Source organism: Luteimonas terrae, from assembly GCF_031457535.1.
Classification (GTDB): Bacteria; Pseudomonadota; Gammaproteobacteria; order Xanthomonadales; family Xanthomonadaceae; genus Luteimonas; species Luteimonas terrae_A.
Window position 1 is genome coordinate 1 of sequence record NZ_JAVDWO010000011.1, and the last position, 19,356, is coordinate 19,356.

Genomic DNA, 19,356 nt, shown 5'->3' on the forward strand with positions numbered 1-19,356 from the left:
ACGGGGCACGCAGCCCAAACTCGCTGCGCTCAGACATGGGCTGCTCTTCGACCCCGCCGCCCTGCGATGCTCGGCTCGCTCTACGGCTCGATTGACGTAAAAAGCGGAAGCAAGAGCAGAAGCCGCAGCAACAGCCACGGCAACGGCAACCGCCGCCACTGCCACTGCCACTGCCACCGCGCAGCAAAGCAATGGATGCCCGCCTGCGCGGGCATGACGGCAAGAAATCAGTCGCGCGGCAGCGCGCGCGCCAACCTCACGAATCGCTGCAACACCGCCCGCGCTTCCGGCGCAGCGCGCACCGCCGCGACCAGCGCGACCGGGTCGAGGCCTTCCTGGTACAGCGGCCCCGAGCGCGCGCGGATGTAGCCGCGCATGTGGGTGGCGCTGAACTCCGGGTGGAACTGGACACCCCAGGCCCGATCGCCCCAGCGGAACGCATGGTGCGGTTCCAACTCGGAATGCGCCAGCAGGGTCGCACCGTCGGGCAGGCGCAGGACGCTCTGCAGGTGCGTGGTCTGGGACGCGAAGCGGGTGCCGCCGGCGGCGAACAGCGGGTCATCAGACGCCGCGTCGGTGGTCTGGATGTCGTACGTGCCCATCTCGCGACCACGCGGGTTCTCACCGACCTCGCCGCCCAGTGCATGGGCGAGCAACTGGTGGCCGTAGCAGATGCCGAACAGCGGCACGCCGGCGTGCGCCGCGTCGCGCAGCCAGGTGGCGCTGCGTTCGCTCCAGTCGGCGCGGTCGGTGACCATCGCGCCGGAGCCGGTGACGATGACGCCGGAGAAATCGCCCGCGTCCGGCAACGCGGCCCCGTGCTCGACATCGACCACCACCGCGTCACCCTCCGACAGGCCGGCCGCGACGCGGATCCAGTGCGGGAAGCCGCCGTAGCGGCGCATCGAAGGCAGGGGGCGGCCGGTTTCGACGATCAGGAAGCAGCGGTCGAAGGACATCGTAGGAGCAGCCGGAGCGGGAGAACGGCGCAGCGTATCGGATCGGGGCGGGTGGGCGCGGGTGTTCGCGTTCGTGTCAGTCCACCCACGTCGGATATCGCTGCAAGCGGAGCGGCGCGTAGTCGGCTGAAGCCCTCCCCTGCTTCGCGGGGGAGGGTTGGGAGGGGGCGAAGCTCCAGACGCACTGCAAGTCGGCGCTGCGGGGTTCACCCTGTCCTTGCGCACAGAACTTCATGCGGTCGGGACGTTTGCCCCCATCCCGACCTTCCACCCGTAAAGGGCGCAATGCCCCGCGTCACGGGGGAAGGAGCAATCATCCGAGACCGGTGATATCGACTTGGAGGCGGCACCGATCGCGCCGTCGCGAACACGCAATGCGATATCCACTTACACAGTGCATCTCGCGACCGCGCACTCAGCGAAGCGCGCGTTCTGATTCGCCTACTCCCGCGGCGGCAGCACCGTCATCACTTCTTCCACGGTGGTCACGCCCTGCGCGACCTTTTCGGCGCCGGCCATGCGCAGCGTGCGCAGGCCTTCGCCGACGGCGGTCCGGCTGAAGCCCGACAGCGCCATGTCCGGCTGGATCTTCGCGCGCAGCGCGGGCGTGACCGGCATCAGTTCGTAGATGCCCACGCGGCCGAAATAACCGGTGTTGCGGCACTCCAGACACCCGACCGGTCCGCAGGCGGTGTCCGGCGGCGGCACGTCGCTGTCGGGGCCGAGCAGCGCGCGCCAGGCTTCCGGATCGACCGGCTGCGGCTGCTTGCAATGCGTACACAGCGTGCGCACCAGACGCTGCGCGAGCACACCGTTGAGCGTGGACGCGATCAGGTAATGCGGCAGGCCGAGATCGAGCAGGCGGGTGATCGCCGACGGCGCGTCGTTGGTGTGCAGCGTCGACAGCACCAGGTGACCGGTCAGCGAGGCCTGCACCGCCATCTGCGCGGTGTCGAGGTCGCGGATCTCGCCGATCATGATGATGTCGGGGTCCTGACGCAGCAGGGTGCGCACGCCCTGCGCGAACGTCAGGTCGATCGCGTTGTGCACCTGCATCTGGTTGAGTTCGACCGAGACCATTTCGATCGGGTCTTCGACCGTGCAGACATTGACGTCGTCGGACGCCAGCTTCTTCAGCGTCGAGTACAGCGTGGTCGTCTTGCCGGAACCGGTCGGGCCGGTGACCAGCACGATGCCGTGCGGGCGCGCCACGAGATCGTTCCACGCCGCCGCCTCGCCGGCATCGAAGCCGAGGTGTTCGATCGGCTTGAACGCGGTATCGGGGTCGAAGATGCGCATCACGACCTTCTCGCCGAAGGCGGTCGGCATCGTCGACAGACGCATTTCCACCTCGCGGCCACCGGGCGAACGCGTCTTGATGCGCCCGTCCTGCGGGCGCCTGCGTTCGGCCAGATCCATGCGGCCCAACACCTTGATGCGGCTGACGGCGGCGGTCATCACCGGCGGCGGCATCTCGAAGACCTTGTGCAGCACGCCGTCGATGCGGAAGCGCACGCGGCCCACGTCACGGCGCGGTTCGAGATGGATGTCGGAAGCGCGCTGCTCGTAGGCGTACTGCAGCAGCCAGTCGACGATGTGGACGATGTGGTGGTCGTCGGCATTGACGTCGCCCGAGCGGCCCAGTTCGACCAGTTGCTCGAACGTCGGCGCGTTGCTGCTGGTCTCGCGACCGTCCTTGGCGCCGCGGATCGACCGCGTGACGCCGAAGAACTCCATCGTGTAGCGATGCAGGTCGAGCGGATTGGCGATGACCAGATCGATCTCGCGCCGCAGCAGGCGCTGGATGTCGGTCAGCCAGTCGAGCGCCATCGGTTCGCTGGTCGCGATGCGCGCGCGATCGGGCGTGACCTCGACCGGCAGGATGCGGTGGCGCTTGGCGTAGGCGTGGGAGAACAGGTCGGTGACGTCGCCGACGGCGATCTTGGTCGGATCGATGCGCAGATAGACGTGGCCCGTGGCCTGCGCCAGCCATTCGGTCAGCGCTTCGAGACCAAGCTCGGTGCCGGGTCGGCGCGCCGACGGCAGCTTGAGATTCGCGAGCAGCACCAGCGGATGCACCGCATCGAGACCGCGCGTGTTGCGCCCGCCCACACGTGCGCGGTCGGCGTCGACCGGCGCCAGCAGGCCGTCGGCCAGCAGCGCGTCGATCACGGGTTCGAGGGTCAGGCGGCCCGGCGGCAGACGTCCGCCGAATTCGGCAGGCGGACGTGGGCCGGTCGGATACTGCGGCATGCGCGGATCGTTCAAGCCGGGTCCTCCATGGCGCACGGTACGGCGGGCGCCTCGATGCGGCCCGCTATACTAGCGCGCCGCCGCAGACGCGATTCTCCGATGACCGGACCGACGTTCCAGGAGCTGATCCTCACGCTCAACACCTACTGGGCCAGACAGGGCTGCGTGCTGATCCAGCCGCTGGACCTCGAGGTCGGCGCGGGGACTTTCCATCCGGCCACGTTCCTGCGCGCGCTCGGCCCCGAGCCGTGGAACGCCGCCTACGTGCAGCCGAGCCGCCGCCCGACCGACGGCCGCTACGGCGACAACCCCAACCGCCTGCAGCGCTACTACCAGTACCAGGTGGCGATGAAGCCGAACCCGGACAACATCGTCGAGCTGTATTTCGACTCGTTGAAGGCGCTCGGCATCGATCCCGAAGTGCACGACCTGCGCCTGGTCGAGGACAACTGGGAATCGCCGACGCTCGGCGCCTGGGGCCTGGGCTGGGAAGTCTGGCTCAACGGCATGGAAGTCACCCAGTTCACCTATTTCCAGCAGGCCGGCGGCCTCGAGTGCAAGCCGGTGCTCGGCGAGATCACCTATGGTCTCGAGCGCCTGTGCATGTACCTGCAGAACTGCGACAACGTCTACGACCTGGTGTGGACGCACGGTCCCGACGGCACGCCGGTGACCTACGGCGACGTCTACCACCAGAACGAAGTCGAGCAGAGCGCCTACAACTTCGAACACGCGAACGTCGACGTGCTGTTCCGCCGCTTCGACGAATGCGAGGCCGAAGCACTGAAGCTGGTCGAGCTGGGCCTGCCGCTGCCGGCCTACGAGCAGGTGACGAAGGCCAGCCACAGTTTCAACATGCTCGACGCGCGCCGCGCGATCAGCGTGACCGAACGCCAGCGCTACATCCTGCGCGTACGCACGCTGGCGCAGGGCGTGGCCAAGGCCTATTACGCGCAGCGCGAAGCGCTGGGATTTCCGGGGCTGAAGCGCGCACCGGAATCAGCTTGAGCCGCAAGTGCTCATCCATTCGATTCTGCGGATGAGGCTGCGCGAAAGCGCCCTCACCCCAACCCCTCTCCCGAAGGGAGAGGGGTTACAGCACTGGAACAGGTTGTCGCCATGACTGACATGCACCCCCTCCTGATCGAACTCGGCACCGAAGAACTGCCGGTCAAGGCCCTGCCCGGCCTGGCGCAGGCGTTCTTCGACGGCGTGATCGCGGCGCTGGACAAGCGTGGTGTCGCGGTGGAGCGCACAGGCGCGAAGCCGCTGTACACGCCGCGCCGTCTCGCCGTGCTGCTGCCGGGTGTCGCGAGCGAGCAGCCCGAGCAGCGCTCGGAAGTACTGGGCCCGTATCTCAATATCGCGCTCGATGCCGACGGCAATCCGACGAAGGCGTTGCAGGGCTTCGCTGCGAAGGCCGGCATCGACTGGACCGCGCTCGAGAAGACCAGCGACGCCAAGGGTGAGCGGTTCGTGCATCGCGCGGTGACGCCGGGTGCGGCGACGGCGGCGCTGCTGCCGGACGTGCTACGCGAGGCGATCGCGGCGATGCCGATTCCCAAGCCGATGCGCTGGGGTGCCCACAGCTACGCATTCGCGCGGCCGGTGCACTGGCTGGTGCTGCTGCACGGCGGGACGGTCGTCGACACCGAACTGTTCGGCGTGCGCAGCGGCCGCAGCAGTCGCGGCCATCGCTTCATGCACGACGCCGCGCTCGAGATTGCGACGCCGGGCGACTACGTCGACGCGCTGCGCAATGCGAAGGTCATCGTCGATGCCGATGCGCGTCGCGCGGAGATCGTGCGCGAAGTCGAGGACGCCGCGCGCGCCGTCGGCGGCGATGCGCGCATCGAGGCAGACAATCTCGAACAGGTCGTGTGCCTGGTCGAATGGCCCAAGGCGGTGCCCTGCACCTTCGAGGCCGAGTTCCTCGCCGTGCCGCAGGAAGCGCTGATCGCGACCATGGAAGCGAACCAGAAGTTCTTCCCGGTTCTACGCGACGGCAGGCTGACCGAACATTTCATCGGCATCGCCAACATCGTGTCGAAGGACGAGGCCGAAGTGGCCAAGGGCTACGAGCGCGTGATCCGTCCGCGCTTCGCCGATGCCAAGTTCTTCTTCGACGAAGACCTCAAGCAGGGTCTGTCGGCGATGAACGACGGCCTCCGCACCGTGACCTACCAGGCCAAGCTGGGCAGCGTCGCCGCCAAGACCGTGCGCGTCGCCGCATTGGCCGAAATCATCGCGCCGCAGGTCGGTGTGGACGCCGCACTCGCGAAGCAGGCTGCGCTGCTGTCGAAGGCGGATCTGCAGTCGCGCATGGTCAACGAGTTTCCGGAACTGCAGGGCATCGCCGGTCGTTACTACGCCAAGCAGGACGCAGCGCTCGCCGGCCTGTCCGACGACGATCGGGCTGCGCTCGCGAATGCACTCGACGAAGCCTGGCAGCCGCGTTTCGCCGGCGACGATATCGCGCTGTCACCGCTGGGCAAGGTGTTGGCGATCGCCGAGCGTCTCGACACGCTGGGCGGTGGTTTCGCTGCGGGGCTGAAGCCGACGGGCAACAAGGATGCGTTCGCATTGAGGCGCAATGCGCTGGGGCTGGCGCGGACATTGATCGAGAGTGGGTTCGATGTGGACCTCCTCGGCATGATCGACGTTGCAATCACTGCGCTGCCGGCAGCCGTCCAGCCTCATGCGGATCGAAACACCGAGACGCTGCGCGTCGATCTCTACGACTTCATCCTCGACCGCCTGAAGGGCTACTACGCCGACAAGAGCGTCACAGTGCAGCAGTTCAACGCCGTCGCCGCGCTGCAACCGAAGTCGCTCTACGACCTCGACCGCCGCATCGATGCGATCGGCACCTTCGCCGCGCTGCCCGAAGCCGCAGCCCTCGCCGCCGCCGACAAGCGCATCCGCAACATCCTGCGCAAGGCCGACATCGAGATTCCGGGCGACGTCGATCCATCGCTGCTGCGCGAGCCGGCCGAAGCCGCGCTGGCCGAAGCTGTGGAAGCGGTGCATGCCGAAACGGGTCACGCACTCGCACACGGCGACTATGTGTCGGTGCTGACACATCTGGCACGCCTGCGGCCACAGGTCGATGCGTTCTTCGACAGTGTGATGGTCAATGCCGACGATGCCGCGCTGCGCGCCAACCGGCTCGCATTGCTCAAGCGTCTGTCCGAACGGCTGGGCAGCGTCGCGGCGATCGAACATCTGTCGAGCTGAACAAGTCGGGCTGGGTGCGCGGCGCCGGCGAGCCGATGTCCTCACAGACCGTCATTCCCGCGCAGGTGGGAATCCAGTGACTTCGAGTGCGAAAAATTCTGTAACGACTGCCGACTATCGAGTGCATCGTCGTTAAAGGCGCTGGATTCCCGCCTGCGCGGGAATGACGAGCAGATTGTTCTGAGCGATCGAAGAGACCTCTCGCGACGCCCCCGTTAATCGACCCTTGACGCCACTCCGGTATCCTCGCGCGATGCCTCGCGTCCCTGTGTATCTCGCCGCCGTCCTCCTCCTGTGTGCGTCGGCCGCGTCGCACGCTGCGCGTGTCGAGCGCGTCGACATCGTCGGTCTCGACGAGGAGATGACCGACAACGTGCGCGTCTCGCTGGCGCTGTATGACGCCATCGGCCGCGACATCTCCGGGCGGCGCATGGCCTATCTGTTGCGCGAGGCCGAGCGCGAGACCCGCAAGGCGCTGGAACCTTTCGGCTACTACTCGCCCACGATCGACGTACAGCGCGATCGTGAAGGCGACGTACTCGCGATCCGCGTGGTCGTCGATCCCGGCCAGCCCGTGCGCGTGCGCAACAGCGACATCGCGATCATCGGCGAAGGTGGCCAGGACCGGTATCTGGCCCGCGACATCGCCCGCTTCGTCCCGAGCGAAGGCGCGGTGTTCAGTCACCCCGACTACGAATCCAGCCGCAACCAGTTGAGCCGCCGGCTGACCGAGCGCGGCTATTTCGACGCCGAGTTCGCATCCCGCCGGGTCGAGGTCACGCGCGCGGATCTCGCCGCCGATATCGACGTGGTCTGGAACAGTGGCGATCGCTACAACATGGGCCCGACCACGTTCGAACAGACGCCCGAGCAGATCGTCAACGACGACCTCCTCGAGCGCCTGATCTACTGGCAGGAAGGCAGCTACTACCATCAGGGCCGTATCGATCGCCTGCGGTCCTCGCTCGGGCGCCTGGACTATTTTTCCGACATCGACATCCAGCCGCAGGTCGACCAGGCCAACGAGAACCGCGAAGTGCCGGTCAAGGTCACCCTGACGCCAGCCAAGCGCAGCATCTACACCTCGGGCGTGAGCTACGGCACCGACAGCGGCGCCGGCGTGCGCCTCGGCGTGGAGCGTCGCTACGTGAACATGCGCGGGCACAAGGCACTCGCCCAGGTGGACTACGCGCAGCGACGCAAGACCGCCACGCTGCAGTACCGCATTCCCGCGTTTGCCTGGCTCGACGGCTGGTACACGACCAGTCTGCAGTTCGCAGACGAACAGACCGATTACATCGACAGCCGCCGCGTCGAACTCGTCGGCAGTCGCAGTGGCCAGTACAACGAATTCCTGGCCCTGATCGCCTCGGTGCACGTGCTGCGCGAGCGCTGGCTGTTCCGCGAGGCGGACGATGGCGACGGCGCGCTGGCGCCGCAGCAGTACCGCTACGCGACGTTCGCCTATCCCTCGCTGCGCGCCGAGTACATCGACGTCGACGATCGCCTGTTCCCGACCAGCGGCATCGGCGGTTCGCTGATGCTGCGTGGCGGCCTCGAAGGCGTGGGGTCGGATGCCTCGTTCGGGCAGATCCACGCCCGCGCGAGCTGGTTCCGCGGCATCGGCGAATCCAATCGCCTGATCGTGCGCGGCGAGATCGGCCACACCTTCACCGATGCACTGGTCGCGATGCCCCCCAGCCTGCGGTTCTACGCCGGTGGCGACCGCAGCATCCGCGGCTACAACTTCCGCGAGGTCAGCCCGCGCATCGACACCGATTTCGGCCGCTATTCGGTCGGCGCGAAGAACCTGGTCACCGCGAGTGTGGAATTCGAGCGTTATTTCACCGAGACCATCGGCGCAGCCGTGTTCGTCGACAGCGGCGACGCCTTCGACGGCGGCTCGCCGGAGTGGCGCACGGGCGTGGGCATCGGCGCCCGGTACAAATCCCCGGTGGGCCCGCTGAAACTCGATATCGCGCGCGGTCTCGACAACCCCGATTCGTCATTCACGATCGGCCTGTCGATCGGCGCGGAGTTCTGACATGGTGTTTGGTCGTCGCCGCCTGCCCAGTGATCTGACCCCCGAAGAGCGCGAGGCGCGCATCGCCGAACTGCGCGCGCGTCGTCGTGCGCGGGCGCGCAAGCTCGCGATCCGCAGTGCGATCGGCATCGCCGCTTTGATCGTGCTGCTGATCATCGTCGTGTGGTGGCTGCTGACCACGTTCGGCGGCCGCGATTTCCTGCTCAGCCAGGTCGCCTCGCGACTGCCCGCCGGCACCGAACTCACATGGCGCGCGGCCGAAGGCCCGGCCTCCGGCCCGTTGACGATGTACGACGTGCGTTACGTGCAGCGCAGCTGCCCCGACGTCGAAGAGCAGCCGGTGCCCTACGGCCAGTGCGACGAGCCGCGCGTGCTGGTGTTCGAAGCCGAACGCGTCACCATCGACCCCGCGGTGATGCCGCTGGTCGGTCGCAACCTGCGGCTCGACGTACTCGATATCGACAATGCGGTGCTGTCGATGCCGCCGTCGGTCGATACTCCGTTCGAGCTGCCGCGCTGGCCCGATTCGCTGCCGCGCATCGATCTGCCGCTGTCGCTGCAGGCCGATACGATCCGCATCGACGGCTTTCGCGTCGAGCAGGCGGGCGAGTCGCTGATCGACATCCGCAGCGTGCGCGGTGGCCTCGACGCGCAGCAGGGCGAACTCAATCTCACCCACCTCGTCGTCGACAGTGACCGCGGCGTGTTCACCGCGCACGGCGTCTATGCGCCCGACGATGACTACCGCATGGACATCACCGCCAGCGCATTGATGCCCGCGCCGCCGGCGCGCACGCGCCCGCGCATCGGCTTGGTGGCGCGCGGCGACCTGTCGCGTCTGGATATCGCCGTGGTCGGTCACGTGCCGGAGCCGTTGAAGGCGGTGCTGACCCTGCGTGGCCGCGAGAACCCCGGCTGGGCGCTGCGCGCCGACACCACACGCCTGGATCCTGCGCTGCTGATGGGCAGCGGTGAGCCCGGCACACCGCTGGCGTTCGACATCCGTGCTGACGGTGAGGGCGGCGCGGCCGAACTCCAGGGCGACGTGACCTGGGGCGAACGCGATGCGGATCCGATCCGCGTCGTGTTGCAGCCGTCGAAGGTGACACTGGAAGACCAGCGCCTCGATCTCGATCCGCTGGTCGTCGACATCTTCGATGGCCGGGTCACGCTGCGCGGCTTCGCCGACGTGGCCGAGCCGGGCGACGTGCGTTTCCGCTTCGCGACCAATGCGCGTGGCCTGCAGTTCGGCGCCGACCCCGACGCCGCCGAACCCGCACCGCCCATCATTGCCGACGCGGATCTCGGCATCGCCGGCAGCACGGCCGCGTGGGCCGCGATCGGCAAGGCCAGCGTCGACCGCGACGGCCTGCGCGCGAACGTGGATTTCGACGGCCGCGGCGATGCGGAGCGCATGCGCCTGCAGACGGCGCGCGTGACGATGCCGACCGGCACGCTCGACGCCACCGGCGATGTCGCCTGGGCGCCGGCACTGCAGTGGGATCTCGATGCGACGCTGGCCGGCTTCGACCCCGGCTACTTCGCCCGCGACTGGAAGGGCGCGATCAACGGCACGTTCGCGACGACCGGCAACACGCGTGACGACGGTGGACTGGAGGTCGCGGTGGATGCCAGCGATCTGGGTGGCACGCTGCGCGGCCGCCGGCTCGACGGCCGCGCGACGTTCGCGATGCACGGCCCGGCGTCCGATGCCGGTGAAGCGGGCCGTACCGATTTCGAAGGCGATGTCGCGCTGACGCTCGGCGACAGCCGGGTCGACGCGACCGCGACCGTGACCGACCGCCTCGATATCGACGCGACGCTGGCGCCGCTGCAGCTGGCCGATTTCCTGCCCGACACCGGCGGCGTGCTGCGCGGCACCGTGCGCGTGACCGGCGCGCGCACCGCGCCCGACATCGCTGCCGATCTGACCGGCACCGCCCTGCGCTACGGCGACTACGCCGCCGCCAGCGCGCGCATCCAGGGCACCCTGCCGTGGCGCGGCGATGCCGGTGCGCTGGATGTCGTGGCGACCGGGGTCAATGCAGGCGTCGCGCTCGACGAAGTGCGCTTTGCGGCGCGTGGCGCGGTCGAGAGACTCCAGCTCGAGGCCAGCGCGCGCGGCGAGATCGGCACTGTCGATCTGTCGGGCAACGCGGAAAGCCGCAACGGCAACTGGCAGGGCACGCTGGCGAACCTGCGCCTCGCGCCTGCCACCGGGGCGAGTTGGGCGCTGCAGTCGCCGGCACAGTTCCAGCAGATCGGCACGCGCTACACGCTGAGCGAGAGCTGCTTCGCCTCCAGCGGCGGCGGCTCGCTGTGCGCGAGCGCCGACTGGCCGCGTCAGGGCGTCTCGGTCAACGGCACGGGCCTGCCGCTCGCACTGGCCACGCCGTATCTGCCCGAGCAGGACGGCGGACGTCCGTTCGTGCTGCGCGGCGAGATCGCGCTCGAAGGCAGCGCGCGGCCGGTCGGCAATGGCTTCGTCGGCAGCGCGAGCATCCGCTCGGCCACGGGCGGCGTGCGCACGTCCGAGCGCGCGCGCAACGACGTGGTGACCTACGACGATTTCCGTCTCGACGCCGAGTTCGACGCGAACCGGCTCAGCGCGACGCTGTCGACCACGCTCAACGAAGTCGGTCGCGTGCAGGCGCAGGTGACCAACGGCTGGGATGCGTACTCGCCGCTGTCGGGTTCGCTGGTCGCCAATGTCGAGGACCTGACCTTCGTCGAGCTGTTCTCGCCCGACATCGTCGAGCCGAGCGGACGTCTGACGGCCGACGTGACCTTCGGTGGCACGCGATCGCAGCCGACGATCGGCGGCCAGGCGCGTCTGGCCGATTTCTCGACCGAGATCCCGTCGCTGGCGATCGCGCTCGAGGACGGCAACATCAACCTCGACGCGCTGCCCGACGGCACTGCGCGCATCGCCGGCAGCGTGCGCTCGGGGACCGGCACGCTGAATATCGGCGGCGGTATCGGCTGGCAGGGCGAAGGCACGCCGGTCGTGCTCACCATCCGCGGCACCGACGTGCTGGTGTCGGACACCAGTGACATGCACATCATCGCGTCGCCCGACATCACCGTGCGCTACGCCGCGCTGCAGCCGCTCAACGTCACCGGCAAGGTCTTCGTCGATGTCGCGCTGCTGGACTTGGAAGGCCTGAGCGAAGGCGTGTCGGTGTCACCCGATGTCGTCGTGCTCGATCCGGTCGACCCGGAAGAGAACACCACCGCATCCGCGCTGGAGCTCGACCTCACCCTGACCGTCGGCGACAACGTCGGCCTGCGCGGCTTCGGTTTCGACGGGCGCATGAAGGGCGAGCTCCGCGTGCGCGCGGTGCCCGGTCGCGAAATGACCGGCAACGGCCGTCTCGCGGTCGACGGGCGCTACAAGGCCTATGGCCAGGAACTGCGGGTCACGCGCGGCAACCTGGTCTTCAACAACGGCCCGGTCTCCGACCCGATGCTCGACGTACGCGCCGAACGCCGCATCGACGCCGAGGACATCACCGCCGGCATCGATGTCAGCGGGCGCGCCTCGGTGCCGCAGGTCAATGTGTGGACCAATCCGTCGAGCGACGCATCGCAGGCATTGTCGTATCTCGCCCTGGGCCGGTCGGCGTCGAGCCTGACCAGCGACGAGGGCCAGCAGATCGACGCCGCCGCAGCCGCGCTCAACGCCGGTGGCAATCTGGTCGCCGGTCAGCTCGGCAGCCGCATCGGCCTGGACAATGCCGGCATCAGCCAGTCGCGCGCGCTCGGCGGCAGCGTGCTCGGTTTCGGCAAGCAGCTCTCGCCGCGGCTTTACGTCGGCTTCGGCGTGTCGCTGCTGGGCACCGGCCAGGTGCTGACGCTGAAGTACCTGCTGCGCGCGGGCTTCGACGCGGAAATCGAGTCGAGCACGCTGGAGAACCGCGGCTCGGTGAACTGGCGGCACGAGCGGTAGTTCGAATCGGTTCTTCGTCAGCGGCTTTCAACAGACGAACGCCCGGTCACGCTGTCGTTTCGTCGTGGAGCGCCACCACGTGCAACACGCTATCCGCGCCGGTAGCTGAGGCCCTCCCCGCATGCGGGGGAGGGTTGGGTGGGGGCGAGTCGTCAGAGCGCGTGCAACTTGAATCAGGCGAGGCTTGTTGCGCGCGTTCGCTTGCACCACGACCGGATCATTTGCCCCCATCCCAGCCTTCCCCCGCAAGCGGGGGAAGGAGTAGATCCATGCGAACAGAAAAATCAATGCCCTCTCGGCGACGCGATCTCGTCTTCATGGAACACCGCCACGTGCGACAGCCCATCCGCGCCAATGGTTGAAGTCCTCCCCGCATGCGGGGGAAGGCGCATGTCTACGTGCCCAGAAGAATCAACGCCCATCCGGCAATGCAATCTCATCCTCACGGAACACCGCGACATGCGGCACGCCGTCGGCGCCGATCCACCCTCGGTACATGCCGGGCGTGTTGAACGGAAACGCGACGCGGCCATCGGCATCGAGCGCGATCGCCCCGCCATTGCCACCGGCAGCAGGAATTTCGCGATCGATGACCGCATCCGCCGCCTCGCGGATGTCGTCGCCGCGCAGGCGCACGCGGGCGCAGATCTCGTGCGCGGCGGCGGCGCGGATGTAGTACTCGCCCCAACCGGTGCCCGACACCGCGCACTGCGCATCGGCCCAGGTGCCGGCGCCGATCAGCGGCGCATCACCAACGCGGTTGTAGCGCTTGTTGGTCATGCCGCCGGTGGACGTTCCTGCGGCCAGCCGGCCGTCGCCGTCGAGGGCGACCGCGCCGACGGTGCCGAAATACGGCCGCGCATCGCCGGTTAGCACCGACGCTTGCGGCTGCGACCTGCGTTCGGCCTCCAGTGCACGCTGCAACTGCTGCCAGCGCCGCTCGGTGCGGAAGTACGCCGGATCGACCAACGCGATGTCCTGCGTCTGCGCGAAGGCCTCGGCACCCTCGCCCACCATCATTACGTGCGGCGAGGACGTCATCACCGCATCGGCGAGCAGGATCGGATTGCGCACACGGGTCACGCCAGCGATCGCACCGGCCTGGCCAGTGGCGCCATCCATCACCGCGGCGTCGAGCTCGTTGCGGCCCTCATGCGTGAACACGGCGCCCTTGCCGGCGTTGAAACTCGGCGCATCCTCCAGCACCGTGATCGCGGCCTCGACCGCGTCCATCGCCGGCGCACCCGCCTGCAGCTGCGCGTGGCCGGCGCGCAATGCGGTCTCCAATGCGGCGCGCGCCTCGGCGAGACCGGCCGCGTCCAGGTCGCCACGTTCGACACCCGCGCCGCCGTGGATCGCGAGCACCGGCGCATGCCCCGAAGCCGGTGGCGATGGGCGGACGTCCTCCGGCGTTGCGGCCTGCGTCGTCGCGAACGCGGTCATCAAGAGCACTGCAAACCCATGTCGTCGCATGCGTACACATCCCGTCATCGTCATCCTCCCGCCGCAGTTGCGGCGCGCTCACGCTAGCGCAGAGTCCGGCGTCTGTCGCGGGAAAGCTCGAATAGGCGTTGTAGGAGCGCGCTCGCGCGCGACGGGCTTTACCGGGACGGCCTCGCGCGCGAGCGCGCTCCTACAGGGCGCCGCCCAAGGCCTGCCGCAGAAACGGCGCGGTCCGACTGGTCGTCGACTTCGCGACATCGGCAGGCACGCCCGCGGCCACGACCTGGCCGCCCGCATCGCCCGCGCCCGGTCCCATGTCGATCAGCCAGTCACTCGCCGCGGCGACACGCATGTCGTGCTCGACGACGACGACGGTACTGCCCGCGTCCACCAGCCCGCCGAGCTGGCGCATCAGCGTGTCGACATCTTTCGGATGCAGGCCGGTGGTCGGCTCGTCGAGCACGTACACCGTGCCGCGACGCTGCGCGCGTTGCAGTTCGCTGGCGAGCTTGATGCGTTGCGCTTCGCCGCCCGACAGTTCGGTCGCCGGCTGGCCCAGTCGCAGATAGCCCAGACCCACTTCGAGCAGCACCTGCAGCGGACGCACGATCGCCGCGTCGTCGGCGAAGAAATCCGCCGCCTCGGTCACCGTCATCGCGAGCACGTCGGCGATGTGCTTGCCGCGCAGCGTGACCTCCAACGTCTTCGCGTCGTAACGGCTGCCATGACAGCTCGGGCATGGCGCATAGACGCTGGGCATGAACAGCAGTTCCACGCTGACGAAGCCTTCGCCATCGCAGGTCGCGCAGCGGCCCTTCGCGACGTTGAACGAAAAGCGCCCGGCGTCGTAGCGCCGGCGCTTCGCGGCCGGCGTATCGGCAAAGCGTTTGCGCACGTGGTCGAACAGGCCGGTGTAGGTCGCCAGATTCGAACGCGGCGTGCGGCCGATCGGTTTCTGGTCCACGCGCACCAGTCGTCTGATCGCCTCCGCGCCGCCCGCGATGCGTCCGTCCAGCGGCACCTCGACGCCACGCTCGAGCGGATCGAGTGGCGTGTCTTCGTCGCCACTTGCCTGGCCCAGATGTGCACCCAGCAGTTCGACCAGTGCCTGGCTGACCAGGGACGACTTGCCCGAGCCGCTGACGCCGGTGACGGTGGTGAACACGCCGAGCGGAATGTCGACGTCGAGATCGCGCACGTTGTGGCGACGGATGCCGCGCAACTGCAGCCAGCCGTCCGGCGTACGCGGGGTGTGTGCGATCGATGCGGCGTCATCGTCGAGATAGCGCCGCGTCGACGAGGCCTCGATCTTCGACAGCCCGGCGAGCGGCCCGCTGTAGAGCACCTGTCCGCCGTGCTGGCCGGCCGCCGGCCCGACATCGACGATCCAGTCCGCATGGCGGATCACCTCGATCTCGTGCTCGACGACGAACAGCGAATTGCCGGCGGCGCGCAACTGGTCGAGCGCACGCAGCAGCGCCTGGGTGTCGGCCGGATGCAGGCCGGCGGAGGGTTCGTCCATGACGTAGACCACGCCGAACAGCTGCGAGCGGATCTGCGTGCCCAGGCGCAGGCGCTGCAGTTCGCCGGGTGACAGCGTCGGCGTCGCGCGGGCGAGGGTCAGATAGCCGAGGCCGAGATCCCGCAGCACCTTGAGCCGCGCCAGCAGGTCCTGGGCGATGCGCTGCGCGGCCAATGCCTGTTCGGGATGCGCCTTCGCGTGGGTCCTGCCGGCCGCGGCCGGTGCCAGCAGGTCGGCGAGCGCATCGAGCGGACGCTGCGAGAACGCGGCGATGTCGAGACCGGCGAAGGTCACCGACAGCGCCTCGCGTCGCAGTCGCTTGCCGTCGCATTCCGGGCACGCCGCGCTGACCAGATACTGCGCCGCGCGCTTTTTCTGCTGCGGGCTCTGGGTGTTGGCGAAGGTGTGCAGCACGTGCCGGCGCGCACTGGTGAAGGTGCCCATGTAGGCCGGTTCGGTCTTTCGCTTCAGTGCGTCCTTGACCTCGTCGAGATCGAAGCCGGGATACACCGGCTCCACCGGCTGCTCGTCGGTGAACAGGATCCAGTCGCGGGTCTTCTTCGGCAATTTGGACCACGGCACGTCCACGTCGATGCCGCGCGTGGTCAGGATGTCGCGCTGGTTCTGTCCATGCCACGCGCCAGGCCACGCGGCGACGGCGCGCTCGCGGATGGTCAGCGAGCGGTCGGGGACCATCGAGGCTTCGGTGGCGTCGTAGATGCGCCCCAGGCCATGGCAGGTCGGGCAGGCGCCCGCCGGCGTATTCGGCGAGAAGCCGTCGGCATAGATGATCGCCTGCCCGCGCGGATAGTCGCCGGCGCGCGAGTACAGCATGCGCAGGGAATTGGAGATCGTGGTCAGGCTGCCGACCGACGAGCGTGCGGTCGGTGTGCCGCGCGCCTGCTGCAGTGCGACTGCCGGCGGCAGGCCCTCGATCGAGTCCACCTGCGGCACGCCGGCCTGGTCGATCAGCCGACGCGCATACGGCGAGATCGAATCGAGATAGCGCCGCTGCGCTTCGGCGAACAGCGTCCCGAAGGCCAGCGAGGACTTGCCCGAACCGGACACGCCGGTAAACACCACCAGGGCATCGCGCGGGATGTCGACATCGACGTCCTTGAGATTGTGTTCGCGCGCGCCGCGTACGCGCACACAATCGGCGATGGCGTGTGCGACAGGATCCGGGGTCTTGGCAGTCATAGCGATGATTATCCGCTGCGCGCGTTGCGGGACCGTCGTCGAATCCGAATGCGCCCAGTGCACGGTGCGCTCACGAGGATGCGCCCACGCTGCGTGATCATCCCCCGGAGCCCGACCCATGGCCAGCAAGACGCCAGCCCCCGCCACGTCCCGCAAACCGCCGACGACCGGCAAGACACCTGCACGCGAGGCCACCGATCTGCGCGGCGAAGGCGACGAACTGCAGCAGCAGGCCGGCGGCACCCACCCGCAACTGACGACGAACCAGGGCATCCCGGTCGCCGACAACCAGAATTCGCTGAAGTCCGGCGGTCCGCGCGGCCCGGCGCTGCTGGAGGATTTCATCCTCCGCGAGAAGATCACCCACTTCGATCACGAGCGCATCCCCGAGCGCATCGTGCACGCCCGCGGCACCGCGGCGCACGGCACGTTCGAGCTGACGAAGTCGCTCTCGCAGTACACCACCGCGCGCATCCTCACCGAGGTCGGCACGAAGACGCCGGTGTTCACCCGCTTCTCCACGGTCGCCGGCGGCGCCGGCTCGGTCGACACGCCGCGCGACGTGCGCGGATTCTCGGTGAAGTTCTATACCCAGGAAGGCAACTGGGATCTGGTCGGCAACAACATCCCGGTGTTCTTCATCCAGGACGCGATGAAGTTCCCGGACGTGGTGCACTCGGTGAAGATGGAGCCCGACCGCGGTTTTCCGCAGGCCGCCAGCGCGCACGACACCTTCTGGGACTTCATCTCGCTGACCCCAGAATCGATGCACATGATCATGTGGGCGATGAGCGACCGCACGATCCCGCGCTCGCTGCGCACGATCGAAGGCTTCGGCGTGCATTCGTTCCGCCTCCTCGACGCGGACGGCAACAGCACCTTCGTGAAGTTCCACTGGCGCCCGACGCTGGGCATCCAGTCCACGGTGTGGGACGAAGCGCTGAAACTGCAGGCCGCCGACAACGACTTCCATCGCCGCGACCTGTTCGAGGCGATCCAGGCCGGTGATTTCCCGGCATGGGATCTCGCGGTGCAGCTGTTCACCGAGGAAGAGGCCGACGCGTTCCCGTTCGACCATCTCGATGCGACCAAGCTGATTCCCGAGGAACTGGTGCCGCTGCAGGTCATCGGCCGCATGACACTGGACCGCTGGCCGGACAACTTCTTCGCCGAGACCGAGCAGGTGGCCTACTGCCCGGCGAACATCGTGCCCGGCATCGACTTCAGCAACGATCCACTGCTGCAGGGTCGCCTGTTCTCGTATCTCGATACGCAGCTCTCGCGCCTGGGTGGCCCGAATTTCCACCAGATCCCGGTCAATGCGCCGAAGTGTCCGTTCGCCAACAACCAGCGCGACGGCCACATGCAGATGCAGGTGCCCAAGGGCCGGGTGAATTACGAGCCGAGCTCACTGCAGGGCGACAGCCCGCGTGCGTCGCGCGAGGCCGGGTATCGCCACCACGCGACCGTCGATGACGGCGTCAAGGGTCGCGTGCGGCCGGACAGCTTCGCCGACCACTACAGCCAGGCGCGCCTGTTCTTCCGCAGCCAGAGCGCGATCGAGCAGGCGCACATGGCGAGCGCGCTGGTGTTCGAACTGTCGAAGGTCGAGACGGCGCACGTGCGCGAGGCCATCGTCGGCCATCTGCGTCATGTCGATCCGACGCTCGCCCAGCGCGTGGCCGACGGTCTCGGCATGGATGCGCTGCCGCCGGCGCCCGAGGCGCGCGTGCAGCCGCAGGACATGGCGGTCTCGCCCGCGCTGCGCATCATCGATCGCATGCGCGACACGCTGCAGGGCCGCTGTGTCGGCATCCTGGTCCACGACGGCTCCGATGCCGCCACGGTCAAGGCGCTGCGCAAGGCCGCGGAAAGCGCGGGCGCGATGGTCAAGATCGTCGCGCCGAAGCTCGGCGGCGCCAAGCTCTCCGACGGCAAGCGGATGCCGGCCGATGGCCAGCTCGCCGGCACGCCGTCGACCGTGTTCGATGCGGTCGCCGTGGTGCTGTCGGCGGATGCCGGCAAGCAACTGTCGCGCGAAGCGGCCGCGGTCGACTGGGTGCGGGATGCGTTCGGACACCTGAAGGCCATCGCCGCCGACGACGGCGCCCAGGCGGTCCTCAAGGCCGGCGGCATCGCCAAGGATGCGGGCGTGCTCGATGCCGGCGATGCCAAGGGCTTCATCACCCAGGCGAAGACCCGGCAGTGGGACCGCGAGAAGAAGGTGCGCATGCTGGCCTGAGCCGGCATGTCGGCCGGGGCGCCGCCAACCGGCGCGTCCCGGCTTTCCAGATACTCGAAACAAGAAGAAGGGTGCCTCGCGGCACCCTTCTTCGTTTGCGTCATCCGGCGTCGCGGTCAGGCGGCTGCAGCACCAGTCGCCAGCACGGGCCCGCTCAAGCCGGCGACCGCCTCTGGGGCCAGCGCTGCTGGTGAATCGACCGGCTCGTAACTGCCATCCGCATTGCGGATCCGCAGGATGCAGCCGCGTTCGATCACCCCCCGTACCACTTCATCGCGCAGCGCGGTCGCGCGGCTCAGATACGTCGCCAGCGTCTGGCCCTGCGTGTCGGTGAGCACCCAGAAGCGCAGGCCCATGTCGTATTGCAGCGTGTAGGTACTCATGCATGTCTCCGCGATCATCAGCGTCGATCTTCGGGTGCGCGGGATCGATCAGGCGTGAATCCTACGGGGTCATCTGCACTCGACTCCGGATGCGACGTACGACTGCGCGGATCGTTCATCGGGA

General features: G+C 68.2%; 9 protein-coding genes and 2 pseudogenes. 5 read left to right on the forward strand and 6 right to left on the reverse strand.

Annotated features, from left to right (window positions below):
- Nucleotides 1–227: 227 nt before the first annotated feature.
- From J2W68_RS12970 to J2W68_RS12975, 3 genes and pseudogenes are all read right to left on the reverse strand, one after another.
- Complete coding sequence (locus J2W68_RS12970; protein ID WP_310236534.1) at nucleotides 228–959, reverse strand: glutamine amidotransferase; 732 nt, start codon at nucleotides 957–959, stop codon at nucleotides 228–230.
- Nucleotides 960–1,400: 441 nt separating this feature from the next.
- Nucleotides 1,401–1,643: pseudogene (locus J2W68_RS18030) on the reverse strand (type II/IV secretion system protein); the annotation flags it as partial.
- Between the two features lie 74 nt (nucleotides 1,644–1,717).
- A pseudogene (locus J2W68_RS12975) lies at nucleotides 1,718–3,212 on the reverse strand (GspE/PulE family protein); the annotation flags it as partial.
- Between the two features lie 99 nt (nucleotides 3,213–3,311).
- Here J2W68_RS12975 and glyQ point away from each other — a divergent pair.
- The 4 genes from glyQ (at nucleotide 3,312) to J2W68_RS12995 (ending at nucleotide 12,442) form a co-directional block, all read left to right on the forward strand.
- Nucleotides 3,312–4,220: a glycine--tRNA ligase subunit alpha gene (gene glyQ, locus J2W68_RS12980; protein WP_310236536.1), complete on the forward strand. Its 909-nt coding sequence runs from the start codon at nucleotides 3,312–3,314 to the stop codon at nucleotides 4,218–4,220.
- A gap of 111 nt (nucleotides 4,221–4,331) precedes the next feature.
- Nucleotides 4,332–6,449 carry a glycine--tRNA ligase subunit beta gene (glyS, locus tag J2W68_RS12985; protein ID WP_310236538.1) on the forward strand — a complete coding sequence of 706 codons (2,118 nt, stop codon included), beginning with the start codon at nucleotides 4,332–4,334 and terminating at the stop codon, nucleotides 6,447–6,449.
- A 253-nt stretch (nucleotides 6,450–6,702) separates the two neighbouring features.
- Nucleotides 6,703–8,493, forward strand: coding sequence for an autotransporter assembly complex protein TamA (locus J2W68_RS12990; protein WP_310236540.1), 1,791 nt, complete (start codon nucleotides 6,703–6,705; stop codon nucleotides 8,491–8,493).
- Nucleotide 8,494: 1 nt separating this feature from the next.
- Nucleotides 8,495–12,442, forward strand: a complete 3,948-nt coding sequence (locus J2W68_RS12995; protein ID WP_310236542.1) for a translocation/assembly module TamB domain-containing protein — start codon at nucleotides 8,495–8,497, stop codon at nucleotides 12,440–12,442.
- Between the two features lie 411 nt (nucleotides 12,443–12,853).
- Here the strand turns inward: J2W68_RS12995 and J2W68_RS13000 are convergent, their stop codons facing one another.
- Both J2W68_RS13000 and J2W68_RS13005 read right to left on the reverse strand, forming a co-directional pair.
- Nucleotides 12,854–13,885 carry an isoaspartyl peptidase/L-asparaginase family protein gene (locus J2W68_RS13000; protein ID WP_310236544.1) on the reverse strand — a complete coding sequence of 344 codons (1,032 nt, stop codon included), beginning with the start codon at nucleotides 13,883–13,885 and terminating at the stop codon, nucleotides 12,854–12,856.
- 190 nt (nucleotides 13,886–14,075) lie between these two features.
- Nucleotides 14,076–16,607 (reverse strand): excinuclease ABC subunit UvrA, encoded by a 2,532-nt coding sequence (locus J2W68_RS13005; RefSeq protein ID WP_310236546.1) that lies wholly within the window; start codon nucleotides 16,605–16,607, stop codon nucleotides 14,076–14,078.
- 118 nt (nucleotides 16,608–16,725) lie between these two features.
- On the opposite strand from J2W68_RS13005, the gene J2W68_RS13010 reads away from it, so the two are divergent.
- Nucleotides 16,726–18,849: a catalase gene (locus J2W68_RS13010; protein WP_310236548.1), complete on the forward strand. Its 2,124-nt coding sequence runs from the start codon at nucleotides 16,726–16,728 to the stop codon at nucleotides 18,847–18,849.
- 116 nt (nucleotides 18,850–18,965) lie between these two features.
- On the opposite strand, the gene J2W68_RS13015 is transcribed toward J2W68_RS13010, so the two are convergent.
- Nucleotides 18,966–19,232, reverse strand: coding sequence for a hypothetical protein (locus tag J2W68_RS13015; protein ID WP_310236550.1), 267 nt, complete (start codon nucleotides 19,230–19,232; stop codon nucleotides 18,966–18,968).
- Nucleotides 19,233–19,356 lie beyond the last annotated feature (124 nt).